The organism is Deltaproteobacteria bacterium, from assembly GCA_019309045.1.
GTDB lineage: Bacteria > Desulfobacterota > Syntrophobacteria > BM002 > BM002 > JAFDGZ01.
This window is the reverse complement of the sequence record JAFDGZ010000066.1, coordinates 1-15383: the sequence shown is the minus strand read 5'-3', so window position 1 is coordinate 15383 and position 15383 is coordinate 1. Positions and strand designations below refer to the sequence as shown.

Sequence of the window (15383 nt, the reverse complement as noted above, 5' to 3'; positions counted from 1 at the left end):
GGGTCTGCATGAAAGAAGCCGTCCTCCAGCACCTGCTTTACGGTCAAACGCAGCCCCCGTTTGGCGAGCAGCTGGCAGTCATACTGGTGGGGCGAGTCCAGGTCTTTCAGTTTTCGTCCCTCAACCAGCTCCATGGTCAGCATCTGCGAGGTGGTAAAGTCTTCGAGCACCTCTGGTACGTATACTCCCTCGGTACTGGCGAGGTTGCTCTTGGCAATCTTCATGTAGCGGGCTTCCCGCCTGAAATCGAGCTCGCGGTCAAGGCTTTTCTTGATCTCCTTTACCAGGTTCGGCAGGTCGTACACCCTGCTCGCTTCCATGCGTTCGTTCAACTGGTTGGCAACCACATCGAGCAGGGAAAGATCTTCGGCAATTATGTGCTGGATCTTGGGCCGCTGCACCTTGACCGCCACCACCTGACCATTTTCCCTGAGCACGCCCCGGTGCACCTGGGCCAGTGAGGCAGCGGCAATGGGTGTTTCATCGAACTCTGCAAAGACCTTCTCCAGAGGTTGCCGCAGGTTTTTCTCCACCACTGCCCGAATCTCATCATAGCCAACAGGGGCCACCTCGTCCTGGAGCTTGCGAAGTTCCAGGATGAGGGCATTGGGGATCAGGTCAGGCCGCAGACTCATGATCTGACCGATCTTGATGAAAGTGGGCCCCAGCTCTTCCAGCGCCAGTCGGATGCGTTCCCAGCTGCTCAGATCCCGGTCCACCCGGTGAATTTTCTCCAGAAAGACCTTGCCGGGAAGATCCAACCGCTCGACCACGTCATCAAAGCCGTAGCGAAACAGCGTCACAGCGATATTCTTCAAGCGGCCCACATATCTGACGGCCCTGATATCCACTGACTACTCCTCTGTGCCTTGCTGGGCCTCCTCCAATGCCTGCAGCCTCTTTTCGAGCTGTTCAACTTTCTCCTGCAATTCCTGAAATTCCTTCTTGCTGCCGATGTCAAAAGTGGCAAGCCCCTTCCTCACCGTCTCACTGATCCTGGTCTGCATGTCCTCCCATTGATGGCGGCCGCTCTCCACCAGCTCCTGGGCCAGCCGTTCCGCCTCTTCCGTGGAAATTTTGCCCTCGTCCACCCAGTGGCGGGTTGCCTCTTCCACTTTCTCTTTGGTCACCACCGCCGCCCCCAGGCTTGCAAGCAAACTCTTCTTGATGGTTTCAAACATGGCGCTGCCTCCTTTTGTATATGTGCCCTCCAATTGTGGACTCGCTCTCTCTTTACGCTCTTGCTGCCGGCAACCGCCAGAAGGCCCTGTTGCCAGGCCCAGAGCAGCTATCAGCCCGGAAGTCCCAAAAATCACGCCTCGGCGTACTTTTGCAGACATCCGGGCTTCCTGCTCACTCCAATTCTAGAGACGCTGCAAGAAGATGTCAAACCTGGCCGCAGGCACACTTGAACTCGGCAGCGGCTTCCCGTAGAATGAAGCGATGCAGTTTTTCCTTGTGCCGCTTATTTGGGGACATGCTCATGCAAGAAAGTGTAACTATAGACGAAGTCAATCTCATGTTGAGCCACCCTGATGAACTCCCCATGAAGTGGGTCGGCCAGCGAGAACTCTTGGACCAGGTTCTCGCTGCCTGGTTGGTGGTCAGCGAGGATGATGTGCCTCTCAATCCTCGACTCATCGGCAAACCGGGAGTAGGCAAGACCACTCTGGCTTATGCTGCAGCCAAACGGCTTCGTCAGGAGGTTTACCTCTTCCAGGCCACCATGGACACTCGCCCGGAAGATCTGTTGATAACTCCGGTCATCTCTGAAGAGAATAAAATCAAATACGTGGCCTCTGCCATTGTCACTGCCATGATTCGCGGCGGCGTTGCCATCCTGGACGAAGGCAACCGCATGAGCGAGAAGAGCTGGGCCTCCCTGGCACCCCTGTTGGACAGCCGCAGATATGTGGAATCTATTGTGGCCGGCATCAAAATAAGGGCCCATGCAAATTTCCGCTTCTGCGCCACCATGAATGACGATGCCAGCACCTTCGAATTGCCAGAATACATTGATTCTCGCCTGCAGCCCCAGATTTTCATCGACTTTCCAGAACGCGAGGAGGAAAAGCTCATCTTGGCCCAGAATCTGCCTTTTGCCGACGATATGATACTCGACTATGTGGTGGACTTTCTGCAGAACAGCCACCTGGCGCAGGAGCGCTATACTGTGCGTGACGGCATCAATATTGGCCGCTATGCTTTGAAGCTTCTTTCTTCTTCGCGCAAACTGAAATGGCCCCGGCGGGTTCCGGCCTCATCGCGGCAGGTGCACCGTTGTCTGGCTCAGGCCGTAGCTCTGATTCTGGGCCCGGAGGCGCAAGGCTACCTGCCCCCGGTTGCGGAGTCGGACTAGTGACACCACCGAGCAGAACGCCAGGCAGTTGGCTGACAACATCGCTGTGATGGAGCCGGCAAGAAGCCAGCGTCGAGAACTGCCACGGTTGAGCCAAGATTGAACAAGCAGAGGCAGGTTCCTCATGCAGGACAAATCCGGCATCTTTTTCGAGAACATCTGCTTCGTTCCCATCATGCACGGCCGTCTGGAATTCGCAGCCGCTGTGATCCGCTCTTTCTGCCGCTGGCAGCCGGAGGCAATAGCTGTTGAATTTCCCCACACCCTGAAAAAGCCTCTCATACGCGGCCTCGAGCGGCTGCCTCTTCTTTCGGTGCTGGTCTTCGAGCTAAAAGACAACACCCATGTCTATCTGCCGCTCGAGCCCACGGACGGCCTGGTAGAAGCAGCGAGGGCCGCCCTGGAGCACCAGCTCCCCCTGCATCTCATTGATCTTGACATGGACCACTTCGTCCAGGTCAGGGAGCCTCTTCCCGACTCCTATGCCCTTAGCCGCATAGGTCTGACAGCATACTGCCAGGCTTATGCTGCCAGAGCAAAACAGGCCGTGTCTGAAGACCTTCTCCGCGAGGCCAACATGGCCTACCACCTGGATCGGCTGCGCCGCCAGTATAAAAGGGTGCTATTTGTTTGCGGCATCAGCCACTACCCCCGAATCCTCTCTAGACTCGGCAATCGCCAGGTGCAGCCCATCGGCCGCCAGCAGCGTGCCGGCGTGCTTCTCGCCCACATGCACCAGCAGTCCAGCCGGGAAATTATGACGGAAATTCCTTACCTGGCAGCGGCTTACGAGCGCCAGCGGCAACATCTTTATGCCCTGTGGCGCCGCGACCCGGATGCCGTCAACCCTTTAGACAGGCTGCAGCTGCAGGAAAAATTGTTGCAGGAAGCCTGTGCCCGGCACTGGCGCCACTCCAGGGAGAGAGTCAGACCGCACCAGCTGAGAGTACTCCGGCAATTTGCTCGAAACTACGCCCTGCTGCAGGGATTCCTGGCGCCAGACTTCTACCAGTTGACCATTGCTGCCCGCGGCGCCGTGGATGACAACTTTGCCTATGAGGTCTGGGACCTCGGAAGCCACTACCCCTGGCAGGATGACAATCCCCAGCTCCCCGTCATAGAACTGAAAGGTGAGGACCTGTTTCTCAATCAAAAAAAGATCCGCTTTCATCGAAGTTTTCGGGTCAAGCGTCGCCGCCTGGTTCCGGTAGGCATCAGGAACAAGCGTCTGCGGGAAGCTAGGCCTGGTGAATGGCGCCGCAAATGGCAGGGGCTGATGATCTGTTCCTATCCCCCGGAAGATCTGGTGGTAGAAGGCTGGGGCCACTACGTGAAGAAAAAGACAGCCCACATCCTTGCCGCCGAGAACACCCGCACCCAGCCCTTCACCACTTCTCTGCTCGACGGCCTCGACCTGCGCGAAACCATCCGCAACTGGCACGAGGGCAAGCTTTACGTCAAGGAAGAGCGTCTTCTGAGCGGCAAGGTGGGCTCCGTAGTTCTTATCTTCGACGAAGACAGGCCTTCTCCTGGCGGCAGGGAAAACTTTCCCTGGAGGGTTACCTGGCTGGGGGAGCATGAGCAGGAGTCTGACATGGCCTTTTACGCTACCCCTGCAGGGGAACACCTGGTTGGCCCGGGTGTTTCGCGCTGTCGATATGGCGGCTTCATGCTTACCTATCCGCCTATGCGGGTCTACGACATCTGGAGAGATTCTTTTTTTGACGTGGCCACCTCCAAGCCAGAGCGGCTGCTCCTTGCTGCCATAGATTACTGTGAGGAAAAGCAAATTGCCTATATCGCAGCAAAACCTCCCCGGAGCTGGTGGCACTCCGTAGCGGCCCGCTACGGCAAAAAGATCGTCTACCTGCCCCTGGGCATGTTTTCGCCGGTATTTCTGAAGAAAATTCGCACCTTTCATGTACTGGATGGTCATCATGTACGCGACTACGCTTACAAATACATCTCTTGACCCCGGGTACAACCGAGCAATAATCAGCCAATGAAAGGATGACTGCCATGAAAAAGACACTATTGCTGGGACTTCTCTTACTCATTGTTGTCTGCGGCAGGGCAGTGGCCGGAGAGTTGCATGTGGGAGAGCGGGCTGCGGATTTCACCCTGCAGGACAGCGACAAGGTACTGTACAATCTGAACTCCCCGGTGTTCCAGAACAAGGTCCTGTCCATCTTTTACGTGGACCCGGATGAGGCCGATCTCAACGAACACATCTCCGAGGCGCTGAAAAAGGCTGCTGACCAGGGCATCCTCGACCGGCGCCACTACAAGGGCTTTGGCATTACCAATCTCAAGGCAACCTGGAAGCCCAATTTCATCATCAAAGCCATCGTCAAGAGAAAGAAAAAAAAGTACGGCACTATAATTCTCCTGGACTACGACTACACCATCCTCAATCTCTGGGGGCTGGAGAACGACACCTCTAACCTGGTGATATTGGACAAGAACAGGATTTGCCGCTATCTCCACAAGGGAAGGGTCCCAGAAGCGGATCTGGCTGCTATCATCAAGATAATCAAGAAATATCAGAACGAATAACTGCTTTGAACCGCCACTCTGCGGTGGCATCTCTCAGTGCCGCCAGGCTGCTGGCCCGCTTCCCTGGTCAGCCTCTGGTACTGCACTTGCTGGCAAGCAGTGACAGTGTTATCGAGCACCAGTTTATCCTCATTTGACATTTCTGCGAACCGGACTCCATGCCGGCTCTTGCATGTTTTGGAGGAAAAAATGAAAGAAATAGTGGCCCTGATTGGCTCCCCCCGAAAACTTGGCAACAGTGAATTGATGGCCAAAGAGATATGCCGCCACCTGCGGGTTGCCTGCCATCTGACCCTGGTGCGGCTGCCAGCCATGAACATCCAGCCTTGTCGCGCTTGCTATGCCTGCATTATGGCCGAAAAGAAATGCCCCCTGGATGACGACCTGCCAAAAATTCTCGCTGCACTTGTCCAGGCAGATGCTGTTATTCTATCGGTTCCCACCTACATGCTCTCAGCCAATGCCAGTCTCAAGAGACTCCTTGATCGCGGCCTCAGCTTTCTTGCCAACTTTCAACAGCTCTGGCAAAAACCGGCGGTGGCGGTGGCCATTGCCGGCATAGCTGGCATGGAGGGCTACTGCAAACTGTGCCTGGACAGCGCCGCCAGGCTCATGGGCCTGCACCTGAAGGGCAGTGAAGTAGTGTACGGCGCTCTTCCCGGGGAAATATTCCTTGACCAGGCCAACAGAAAGGTGGCCGCTTCGCTGGCCTCTGCTCTTTTTGCTGACGCGCCTGCTGGGGACAATCCTCGCTGGTGCTGCCCAGCCTGTGGCGGCGACACCTTCCGCTTTCTCAGTGCAGATACCATTCGCTGCATGACCTGCAGCAGCCCTGGCAAGGTCCGCATAGAGAACGGCTCGCTGCATATGGAGGTCAATCGAGTGAAGGACCATTTTTTTCTGTCGGTCGAAGGCGCCCAAAAACATCTCAAATGGCTGCAGCAAATGAAACAGCGTTTTCTGGAACAGAAAAAGACCCTGAAGGCAATCTGCACCGACTATATGCACCAGGGAGACTGGCTCGCTTCCTCGAAAGAGCATGAGGACGGCCAGAGAACAGCAATAGAGTAGGAAAGATTGCGAATTTCTTTGTTGCATTTAGAGGCAAATTTGCCTATAGTGCAAGATTGGTTTTTTTGTATGTGTCGAGGCCACCCGAGTTGTTGAGAGGACCACAGGCCAAGGATGTGGCTATGACCTGAATGCCTTAACCAGCGAAGAACAACCGACAGAAAATGAAATCACTGGGAACACACCTTATTATCGAGTTGTTTCAATGCGACCGCGCCACCCTTGATGACCCTGAAACTCTGCAGCACCACCTGCTGGAAGCAGTGACACTTTCTGGTGCCACCCCCATCCAACCCTTTTTCCACCAGTTTTCTCCCCATGGAGTCAGTGGCATCGTGGTCATTGCCGAGTCGCATTTTTCCCTGCACACCTGGCCTGAGTACGGTTACTGCGCTCTCGACATTTTCACTTGCGGCGAGCAGATAGACGGCTATCTGGCCCTCAGCAGGTTGAAGCAAGCCCTCGGCGCCCAGCACGTTGCCGTAACCGAGATCAAGCGCGGTGTGCTCGATCTGCCCCATGCCGAAATCAAGCACAAGCCTTACCAGGAACCGACATGACCGACTATCACTGGTTTACCGAGGACGGTTGCAAAAACGTTGTCATACAATTTCGCTGCCTGGGGGAAATTTACTCCGGTCGCTCCCAGTATGCCAGAATTGACATAGTCGATACCGTAGAGTACGGCCGCATGCTCTTTCTCGACGGTATAGCCCAGTCAGCTGAACTGGACGAGTTCATCTACCATGAAAATCTCGTCCATCCCGCCATGCTCTGCCATCCCTCGCCCGAAAAAGTGTGCGTCATAGGAGGCGCGGAGGGGGCCACCATCCGGGAGGTGTGCAAGTATCCGCAGGTGGCCAAAATCGTCATGGTGGACATCGATGAGAAGCTGGTAAGGATCTGTCAGGAGAAACTTGGACAGTGGAGTGCCGGAGCCTTCGACGACCATCGCCTGCAGCTGCTCTTCGACGACGGTCGCCGCTATCTCGAGCAAACCGATGAGGTATTCGACGTGATTCTGGTAGACCTGGATGACCCCACAGAAGGCAGCCCTGCCGTCTACCTTTTTACCAGGGAGTTTTACCAGCTGGTGTTCAACCGGTTGACTCCGCAGGGGGTGGCCTGCTTCCAGGGTGAATGTCTGCAGCCGAACCGCTTGAAATTACACGCCAGAATGTATAATACCCTGGCCGCGGTATTCCCCTGGGTGGTTGCCTATCCTTATGCCATGCCCTCTTTCCACGAGGTGAACGCCCATATTCTGGTGTCCAAAGACTCTGACCCTAGACAAATCGATCTGGCAGCTCGCTTGCAAGAGCAGCCCTTTACCCTGCGGCATCTCTCCGGCCCTGTGCTCAAGGGCTTGTTTGCCGTGCCTGCCTACGTGGAGCAGGCCTACAAAGAAATCCGGGAGCTGATCACAGATTCTGACCCCCACCTCTACCAGGCCTGATTTCCTTTTTTCCTTTCTCCCGCAGGCGCCTTCAGCATAATGAAGGCGTCTTCACCATCGTGATAATAAGCTTTTCGCCTGCCGACCGCCTCAAAACCGCACTGTTCATAGAACCTGATTGCAATGCTGTTGCTCGCTCTCACCTCCAGGTGGAGGATTCTCCCGGCGCATCTGTGCTCGACCTCTTCCAGTAAACGGCTTCCCACACCACGCCGCCGATACTCGGGAGCCACAGCCATAGACACAATATGCCCTTCATGGCTGAACACTATGTAGCCTTCCACCTCACAGCCTTCTGTCACCAGAAATGTATCAGCATACCTGTACAACAATGCCTCGAGCTCCAGCAGATCGTAGGCCGACTTGGGAGCGCTCTGCTCTTCGATCTCGAGGAGTCTGTCAAGATCTGCAAACTTCGCCCGTCTCAACATGAGCCAGAGCTCCCTGCCCCGAAGGTTTCACAGCTTGCCGCCTGGCAGGCCGCCAGACTTTGCACTCAACAACAGCCTTCCGGCTGCTCGCACCGTGACCCGGCGGACCGCCCCGGGTACTGCTGCCCAGAATCCTAGCGGTAAATTGCCGCCCTCTCAGAGAACTCGCCAGACCGTTCCTGTCAGCGAAAATTAGCCACAGGGAGCCTGGCGCCGCAGCCAAGCGATGCGACTCGCCGGTAACTCAGCAGGAATGATAGCAGCAGCGATGGCGGTCATCTTGGAACGCTAAGTCGACAAGCATGTGCAACAGGGTGAGTGGTCCGCCTGGCTATAACCTGGAGCTTTTCATGGCTGCTCGATCGGAGAAGGCTGCTTGGCCGAGAGACAGTCTAGGCCAGACCAGATCCGTTTTCAACAGCGTACTCGATGGAAGTCCTGAGAGAGTGCAGCAAGTCGTTCACATACCGAAGCCGCTGGCGGACTATAGTAAGGTCTTCCGAGGCCTCCTGGTGATCGTCGCCCTTTTTCTCGGCAGTCTCTTGCAGTTGACCTATATCCAGCAAAGCGGCCTCGCTCATGTCGTGGAATGCTTGCAGGACCGCATCCGTATAGGCGTCTAGGAATGAAAAAAGATGGATAAATTTAAGGTTCTGGCGGTAATCTCGGAAGCAGGCCAGCAATTCTTTCTGGGTCTCTTTTTTTACCAGGGCCACTGCTTCGCGGAAAAGTCTCTCACTTGCCTGGGCGCTGTTTTTCCTCAAGATCCTGTCCTTGAGCCCTCCGAAAAACTGCCGTAACCGTCCCAGACCGAAACGGACCAACAAGGAACTTCTCCCCAGGGAATCCGCCCGCTGCAAGAATGCTGAAAAAGGCGGCGGCACCAGGGCAGGCTTTGGGATCAGAGGAAAATTTCTTGGCGATGCTTCTCTGAGGGCCAGGCCGAGGTCCACCAGACGCTGCCGGTAGAGCTGCAGTGCCTGTGCCAGCAGCTCCCAGTAGGCCTCTGTTGAATCAAGAATCTTTTTCTCTACTAATTCTTCCTCATTCTTGACAAAATCTATGACGCGCAAATTCACCCTGTCTATGATATGGCGCGACAGCGTCTTGCGGAAATCCTGGTAGAAGCTGTAGAGACTTGTCAGAAGCTTGCGCCTCTCCCCCATGCCGCTGCTGCAGAACTGCTCCACGGGATGATTTTCGATCAGGTCCATGGTCTCGGTAATAATCGGACCATACTTGCTGTCGAAGTAGGAATCCACTGCCGAGCCCAGGCGGTCTTTCAAAGACTTTCTCAAACCTTCCAGGGTATGCTCCACTGTGGCCAGTACAGCAGTGACTGAATCCTGGGCCTTGCGGATCTCGGCAGCCAGAGTGTGCAGATCCTGCAAATCATTGGAAAGCAACCCCTGTCTGGTGGCGACGCAGTCTGTCATGCTCTGCTCAACCCTTTCCAGGTGACCCAGAACCCCGGCGTAGAGAAGCCGATGCCGCTCTCGCCGCAGCATATTCTGCAGATCAGTGCAAAATTGTTGGTATCCAGTTGCGGAGAGCTGTGCCAGATCTTTCTCCTGCCGCCAGCCTTCGAGCCGCCTCTGTTCCCGGGGGCTGAGTGACTCCTCCATAGAGTCGAACAATTGCAGCAGGGCGGAAAAGGTGTATATCTTGGCCTCTGGAACCACCAGGCGGAGTTCTGCCGCCAATCTCCGCTGTACTCGATAAAGATCCTCGGCAGTATCATGTTCATCCAGATCGGCGTTCAATATGAACAGGGTTTGCGGCAGCAGTCTGAGGATCTGGATAGCTTCAATGAGCTTCAAATCAGCCCGCCGGATCCCCACCCGGCTGCTGATCACATATAGGATGCACTGGCAGCGAAGCAGGTATTCCTGAAGCTTGGCAAAATGAAAAGGATTGGGCGAGTCGCTCCCCTGGCAGTCGCCAATTTCTATGCCTTTTGCCAGCCAGGAGCTGGGCAATTGGACTTCCATGTCACGCAGGTACACTGCCAGTGATTCCTCACTGACAAAGCTCCGGTGGCTCTCCAACTCGGCTCCGTGAAATTCCAGCCGGCTGGGGCCGTCGCCTATGTGAGTCGCCACCTTGCTGAAACCCTCGATGTAAGCCTTCAAGAGGACCACATTGGGATCGAAGCCTTCCTGCGCCAGCGGCTGCTTGCTTGCCAGCCCCTGAACATACTGCTCCAGCAACCTCCTGTCTTCGACCTTGCGAAAATCCACTGAACTGAGCCCCGGAAGTTCTTGGGAGAGTCCAGCCAGGGTCACGGCCTCCTGAATCTCGCTGTTGATCTCGGCCCATGATTTGAGCTTCACCCAGGCCATCTCTTCGGCACCAGAACGAACCCTGGTAATGAATGCGGTAACTACTCCGGCTCCTCGTTTGAGAAAGTCGCGTCCATAGAGGGCGTTGATGAACGTACTTTTGCCGGATTTCACTGACCCCACCACTGCAATTCTCAAGGTTCTCTCCTGCAGCGAGGCAGCAACAGCACTCAGACTGCGCTGCCAGGAGGCAGGTGGAGCCGAGTCGCCGCCAAAAAAGGGGGCGATCTCATTGCCGAGGGTTTGCAGGATGCGTCCAGCCTCAGCGAGCCGCTCTTCCACACCCAGATCATTTATCGTGGTAGACATCTATGATCTCGAATTTTTTCAAGCCGCCTGGCGCCCGAACCCGAACCTGGTCCCCCGGTTCTTTGCGAATGAGAGCCCGGCCGATGGGCGATGTCACGGAAATGGTGCCTTCTTGCAGGTCAGCCTCGTAGGGTCCCACAAGCCGGTAGGTCACTTCCTCGCCTGTGTCCAAATTCTCCAGCACAACCGTACTGCCGAAAATTACCCGCTCGTGTGAATCATCCGCCGTCTCAACTACTTCACACCTGCTGAGCTTGTCGTGCAGTTCGTTGATCTTGCCTTCCACCATAGCCTGCTTCTCTTTGGCAGCCTCATACTCAGCATTCTCACTGATGTCGCCATGGTCGCGCGCTTCGCTGATTGCAGCGATCACCTCCGGCCGCTCCTGCTGTTGCAGACGCTGCAATTCTGACTTGAGGCGCGCATAACCCTCGCGTGTTATGGGAACCCGTTCCATGCCGTACTCCTTGTCGCCTCCAACTGAGTAAAATGGAAAGCCCCGGCATCTCTACAGCCAGGGCATTTGCCACAATTATTTTTTTACCTGAGCCGAGCCAAACTGTCAAGAAGAGCAACCTCAGCCGCTACTCTGGCGCTCCTGCCACAGATGCTTGCCGGTTTGCTGCTGTTCTACAATTGGGTAATTGTTTTCCTAATCTATTACCTCGATTACTGAACCGCAGCTCCGCTGTTGTCAACCTACATGCGCTAACACATTGAAACTAACAGTAAATCCATATTTGCTGGTCTTGGCACGCCTCTTGCGCCCTGCTAGATGAAGAAGCCACGGGCATTGTCGCCCTCTAGGCCAGAACCTCTTCAGGCTGGAAAGAATCAGCTCATACAATCAGGAGGAGACGATGCGTTGCAACCTGGCAGTGGTCAAGACAGATAGAAAAACCGTGGATTGCTCCTCGCAACCAGGACGCTCTCCACGAAAAAGCGCCGCTCAACTAGTAATAGAGGAAAGAGAGAGGTGTGCCAGAATAGCGGAAGCCCTGAAGAACCGCCCACCACAGCTGGCTCTCTTTGGCCTGGCCACCAGGTATTTCTGGTCCCTGGCATGCGAAAAAATTGCTGAAGCGATCCTTATGGATCCCTCTCGCCATTAGTTTGGCGGAGTAAAACAAGCAGTCATGACCCACACATTACAGGAACGTCTGAGAATAAGGATTGATGGCAAAATGAAAGTGCACCCCTTTCACTAGCCGATTGCGGGCGGCCAACCTGAAGAGTGAGTCAGCGGCCAGCATTACAATGGCGCCATGGTGCAATTGCTCGCCGGAATAGATATCAACAGAGGACAACGCAAGCTGAAGCCTGCGGCTACCAACTTGTTGTCGTGCCTCCATTCCCCTGTCACGCCTACCTGACGATACTGGTTATAAGGTGAACTTTCATTTTGCCATCAACCGTTACAAGATAAATGATGCCTGCCTAGAAAAGCTATTTTCAAGGTTTTACCGCCTCAATGGTAGCTGACACCACGTAGTCCTGGGCATTTATCCCAGGGATCCATTCCTTGATAACCTCGCGGCTGCTTTCCTGAAGCTGAATACGGATCTCCCGGAAGCCCGCCCTTTGCAACATCCCGGTGATCTCTTCTGGTGTGACTGCCCCTGCAATGCACCTCGACAGCAGCTGTAGATCATCCCTCAATTCAGGCGGCAGGCTGGCTGTGGCAACCACGTCGGATATGGCCAGGCGTCCTCCTGGCTTCAGGATTCTATAGGCCTCCTGAAAGACGCTTTGCTTGTCCGGAGAAAGGTTGATGACGCAATTGGAAATAATGACGTCTGCGGTGTTGTCGGCCACCGGCAAGTGCTCAATTTCTCCCAGGCGAAACTCCACGTTGGTATAGTCGCCCTGGCGCGCATTCTCTCGTGCCCTGTTGACCATCTCTGGAGTCATGTCCACCCCGATAACCCGGCCGCTCTTGCCTACTCTAGCGGCAGCCAGAAAACAGTCGAAGCCGCCCCCACTGCCCAGGTCAACTACAGTCTCACCAGGTTTCAGAGCAGCAATAGCCTGGGGATTGCCGCAGCCAAGTCCCATATTCGAGCCCTCGGGAACACTGCTCAGTTCTTCCACCGAATAGCCAAGAGCCTCGCTTGCAGAAGGCGAGGAGCTTCCACAGCACGAAGGCGAAACCGTACAGCCGCAACCTTTCGAGCCACCCTTTGCCAGGTCCCCATACCTTTGTAGAACAGTAGTTCGAATCTCCTCAGGATGTTTGTTTCTCATCACAGCCTCCAGATTGCTCAATGGTACATGCAGTTTCAGATGGCCTTATCTGAAATACCAGAAAGACCTATACTCTACCAAAACCCCCGACAAAACACTTAATATCTCCGTAAAGGGGAGGGGGATGATTTTACGTTTTCTATTGTTTTAGCAGGTCTGTGTTATCTGAGGACGAATACCACAACACCCCCGCATATATCGTTGCCCTCGCACATGGCCAGCTCATGGAACCAGGCGAACAACCGCAACATGTTCAAGCCCGGAGTGTAGCATCATATTGGACTGTGCGGAAATTATTTTTGACAGCAGAGAGGAATTTTGTAATTTTATGGACGTGCCCACCTCTAGGTTGACATCGCCATCCCTGTAGAGTAGTATATATATTTACTTTTATAGAGTATTAAAATGGAGTAAAAAATGGGGAGATCAACGCGTAAATTAAATTTCCTTATTGAAGAAGATATCTCACGTGATCTGGAGAGCTTAGTTCCTTCAGGGCAAAGGAGCAAGGTTGTCAACCAAGCTCTTCGCAAGGAATTAGAATTGATTAGACGGAAGAAAGTTCTTGAAAAACTCCGCGCCACTCCCCCGTCTAAAAAGAGATTCTCTACCCGGGAGATTGTAGAAGGCCTGGCAAAAGATCGGAGACTTCACTAAATGGAAAGATATGTGGTAGATGCCTCCGTAATTCTCAAGTGGGTATTGGGGAAAGAACAAGAGAACGGTCAAGACCTAGCCTTGAAACTCTTGGACACTTGGGCGGCTGGGATAGCTGAACTTGCTGCCCCTTCTCTTTGGCAGTATGAAGTGGGGAACTTCCTGGGTCGCGAACTTAAACTTGAAGCGATAGAAAAAATGAATCTCCTTCTTGACCTACGAATCCAAAGTGTCGATCTGAATAACACCATTATCGAGCGATGTTTCGCTTGGATGGAACAGCACGCAGTGACCTTTTATGATGCCTCTTATCTGGCCGTTGCCTTTGAGATCAAGGGAATCCTTGTAACCGCAGATGAGAAGTTCTGCAAGAAAATGGAAAACGTTGGTCGGATATGTCTTCTAGGAGACCTTAACTTACCACAAGCCGGGGATCAGTAGGATGTCTCAGATCACCCAAGCCGTTTACTCTCCGTACTACGTTCCGCTCATCTGATAATCCACATTAGGTAGTCGGCAAAGCAAAAAAGCCGCGCCAGTAAAACCAGACTGTCACCGGACTATTGCAGTCTGTTACATAACATTGACTGATTGTCAGATATCCAGAAGCCAAATATCCCCGACCTTCCTCCCCTTAAAAAGGAAAAACGCTCAAAGAAAAAAACCTCAACCATAAGTTGAGTTATTGAATTTTAAAAGAGCGTACCTCTCATTTCCGAAAAACCTTTTTCATAGCCACCCGGGCGCGCGTCAGTGGGGTGACCTTGCCGCCCTCGAGTCCAATTCTGATCTTTACATAGAACTTGGACAGAGCTCCCAGGGTAAATTTGAACAGTTCGTCGCGCCCTCTGGTGTCGCCTCGGCAGATGTGGTGGTGACAGCCAATGGCAACAGTTTGCACCGGCACTAGCATTTGAATCTTGGCCAGACCGTCCAGATCCAGTGACTTCTCAGATGACTCTATCTCCATAGCTGCCGCCCGCACCTCGAATCTGTCCCTTGCGTATTCATCATAGCGCATGCTGATGAGCTGCTGCCACTGGCGCAGATGCTCTGCTTCCACTCCCACGGCCTTCATATAGTTCAGGTGAGCCTCTGGGATTTTGTCCCGCAGGAGGGCCAGGTAGTCTCGGAACTCATCGCCAACCCGCAGGTCCGGAGCCTCCAGCACCAGCATGACCAGCACAATGTAGGAGACGACCAGCTCATTGAAAATCCTATCCTGCTCAACCCGGCTCAAGCGTTTGAAGCGCGCCAGTCGCCGGAACTTCTTGTCTCTGAACAACAGAAATGCAGATCGTGCCGCTGCCTCGTCAAGGCCAGCCGCCGTTGCTGCCGCCATATCTTCCAGTGTTTCGAACTCTGATGCATCTGTCCTCATGACTGCTCTCCATCTGCCTGCTGAATGTATTTTGCCTGCAGTTACAGCATGGGCTTGCTGTTTCATGAATTCCCTGGGGACTGTTCCATGGAACATCCCTTCACCCGGGGAAGCTGCAGCCCATACCTGCAGAACGGAAATTAGACACAGGCTTTACCACAGGGTAGGCCGAATCAGTGCGCCCTGCTCGCGGTGACCCTTCTGCGAAGGTTTACCATTCCGCCAGCTCTTGTTCGGCTATAGAGGCGGCAACAATAGTGCTGCTGTAAACGCAATCAATCGGCATTCCAAAGCCCAGCAAGGGCAAACCTGGCATCCTGCCCTAATGTGGCCGAGTAAGGCGGCCCTGTCAAGCCCTCTAGTCTGACAGATAATATTCCACGGTGGATACCACGCGGATCTTCTTGAGATGAGGATTGTTCTTGTCTCTGGGCTTTATGGAAAACTGGCCCTGAGAGGCTCGCTTTATCTTGCCCAGCTTGCTTTTCGAATCTTCGGCAAACTTCAAGGCAACCTCTCTGGCCTTGGCTGTGGCCTCCTGGATCATTTCCGGCTTTATCTTATTGAGGCCGGTGAA

16 protein-coding genes are annotated in these 15383 nt (G+C 54.2%); 8 read left to right on the top strand and 8 right to left on the bottom strand.

What is annotated here, in order from left to right; genetic code table 11:
• Both JRI89_13130 and JRI89_13125 read right to left on the bottom strand, forming a co-directional pair.
• Positions 1-851, bottom strand: an 851-nt coding sequence (locus JRI89_13130) for an ABC transporter (GenBank protein MBW2072180.1), incomplete at its 3' end; no start/stop codon positions are given.
• 3 nt (positions 852-854) lie between these two features.
• On the bottom strand, positions 855-1340 hold the full coding sequence (locus tag JRI89_13125; protein ID MBW2072179.1) for a phasin family protein: 486 nt from the start codon (positions 1338-1340) through the stop codon (positions 855-857).
• Positions 1341-1483: 143 nt separating this feature from the next.
• Here JRI89_13125 and JRI89_13120 point away from each other — a divergent pair, with 143 nt between their 5' ends.
• From JRI89_13120 to JRI89_13095, 6 genes are all read left to right on the top strand, one after another.
• A complete protein-coding gene (locus JRI89_13120) occupies positions 1484-2359 on the top strand; it encodes an AAA family ATPase (GenBank protein MBW2072178.1) in 876 nt (291 codons plus the stop codon).
• Positions 2360-2483: 124 nt separating this feature from the next.
• Positions 2484-4331: a hypothetical protein gene (locus JRI89_13115; protein ID MBW2072177.1), complete on the top strand. Its 1848-nt coding sequence runs from the start codon at positions 2484-2486 to the stop codon at positions 4329-4331.
• Between the two features lie 47 nt (positions 4332-4378).
• Positions 4379-4915, top strand: a complete 537-nt coding sequence (locus JRI89_13110; GenBank protein MBW2072176.1) for a hypothetical protein — start codon at positions 4379-4381, stop codon at positions 4913-4915.
• Positions 4916-5104: 189 nt separating this feature from the next.
• Positions 5105-5986 carry a flavodoxin family protein gene (locus tag JRI89_13105; GenBank protein MBW2072175.1) on the top strand — a complete coding sequence of 294 codons (882 nt, stop codon included), beginning with the start codon at positions 5105-5107 and terminating at the stop codon, positions 5984-5986.
• A 164-nt stretch (positions 5987-6150) separates the two neighbouring features.
• A complete protein-coding gene (gene speD, locus JRI89_13100; protein MBW2072174.1) occupies positions 6151-6546 on the top strand; it encodes an adenosylmethionine decarboxylase in 396 nt (131 codons plus the stop codon).
• Positions 6543-7442, top strand: a complete 900-nt coding sequence (locus tag JRI89_13095; GenBank protein ID MBW2072173.1) for a fused MFS/spermidine synthase — start codon at positions 6543-6545, stop codon at positions 7440-7442. Before speD ends, JRI89_13095 begins: the two co-directional genes overlap by 4 nt.
• Here the strand turns inward: JRI89_13095 and rimI are convergent.
• From rimI to greA, 3 genes are all read right to left on the bottom strand, one after another.
• Positions 7430-7873, bottom strand: a complete 444-nt coding sequence (gene rimI, locus JRI89_13090; GenBank protein MBW2072172.1) for a ribosomal protein S18-alanine N-acetyltransferase — start codon at positions 7871-7873, stop codon at positions 7430-7432. The genes JRI89_13095 and rimI overlap by 13 nt on opposite strands.
• A 392-nt stretch (positions 7874-8265) precedes the next feature.
• The gene (locus JRI89_13085) at positions 8266-10524 is read right to left on the bottom strand and encodes a dynamin family protein (GenBank protein ID MBW2072171.1); all 2259 of its coding nucleotides are present in this window, start codon (positions 10522-10524) and stop codon (positions 8266-8268) included.
• Positions 10505-10981, bottom strand: coding sequence for a transcription elongation factor GreA (gene greA / locus JRI89_13080; GenBank protein ID MBW2072170.1), 477 nt, complete (start codon positions 10979-10981; stop codon positions 10505-10507). The genes JRI89_13085 and greA overlap by 20 nt, the downstream gene beginning before the upstream one ends.
• 403 nt (positions 10982-11384) lie before the next feature.
• Between greA and JRI89_13075 the strand changes: the two genes are divergently transcribed.
• The gene (locus JRI89_13075; protein ID MBW2072169.1) at positions 11385-11636 is read left to right on the top strand and encodes a hypothetical protein; all 252 of its coding nucleotides are present in this window, start codon (positions 11385-11387) and stop codon (positions 11634-11636) included.
• Positions 11637-11976: 340 nt separating this feature from the next.
• Here the strand turns inward: JRI89_13075 and JRI89_13070 are convergent, their stop codons facing one another.
• Positions 11977-12768, bottom strand: a complete 792-nt coding sequence (locus tag JRI89_13070; protein MBW2072168.1) for an arsenite methyltransferase — start codon at positions 12766-12768, stop codon at positions 11977-11979.
• A gap of 657 nt (positions 12769-13425) precedes the next feature.
• Between JRI89_13070 and JRI89_13065 the strand changes: the two genes are divergently transcribed.
• Positions 13426-13866: a type II toxin-antitoxin system VapC family toxin gene (locus JRI89_13065; protein ID MBW2072167.1), complete on the top strand. Its 441-nt coding sequence runs from the start codon at positions 13426-13428 to the stop codon at positions 13864-13866.
• A gap of 268 nt (positions 13867-14134) precedes the next feature.
• On the opposite strand, the gene JRI89_13060 is transcribed toward JRI89_13065, so the two are convergent.
• Entirely contained in the window at positions 14135-14806 is a 672-nt protein-coding gene (locus tag JRI89_13060; protein MBW2072166.1) for a hypothetical protein, read from the bottom strand.
• Positions 14807-15164: 358 nt separating this feature from the next.
• The coding region (locus JRI89_13055; GenBank protein ID MBW2072165.1) for an SIMPL domain-containing protein at positions 15165-15383 on the bottom strand (219 nt) is incomplete at its 5' end.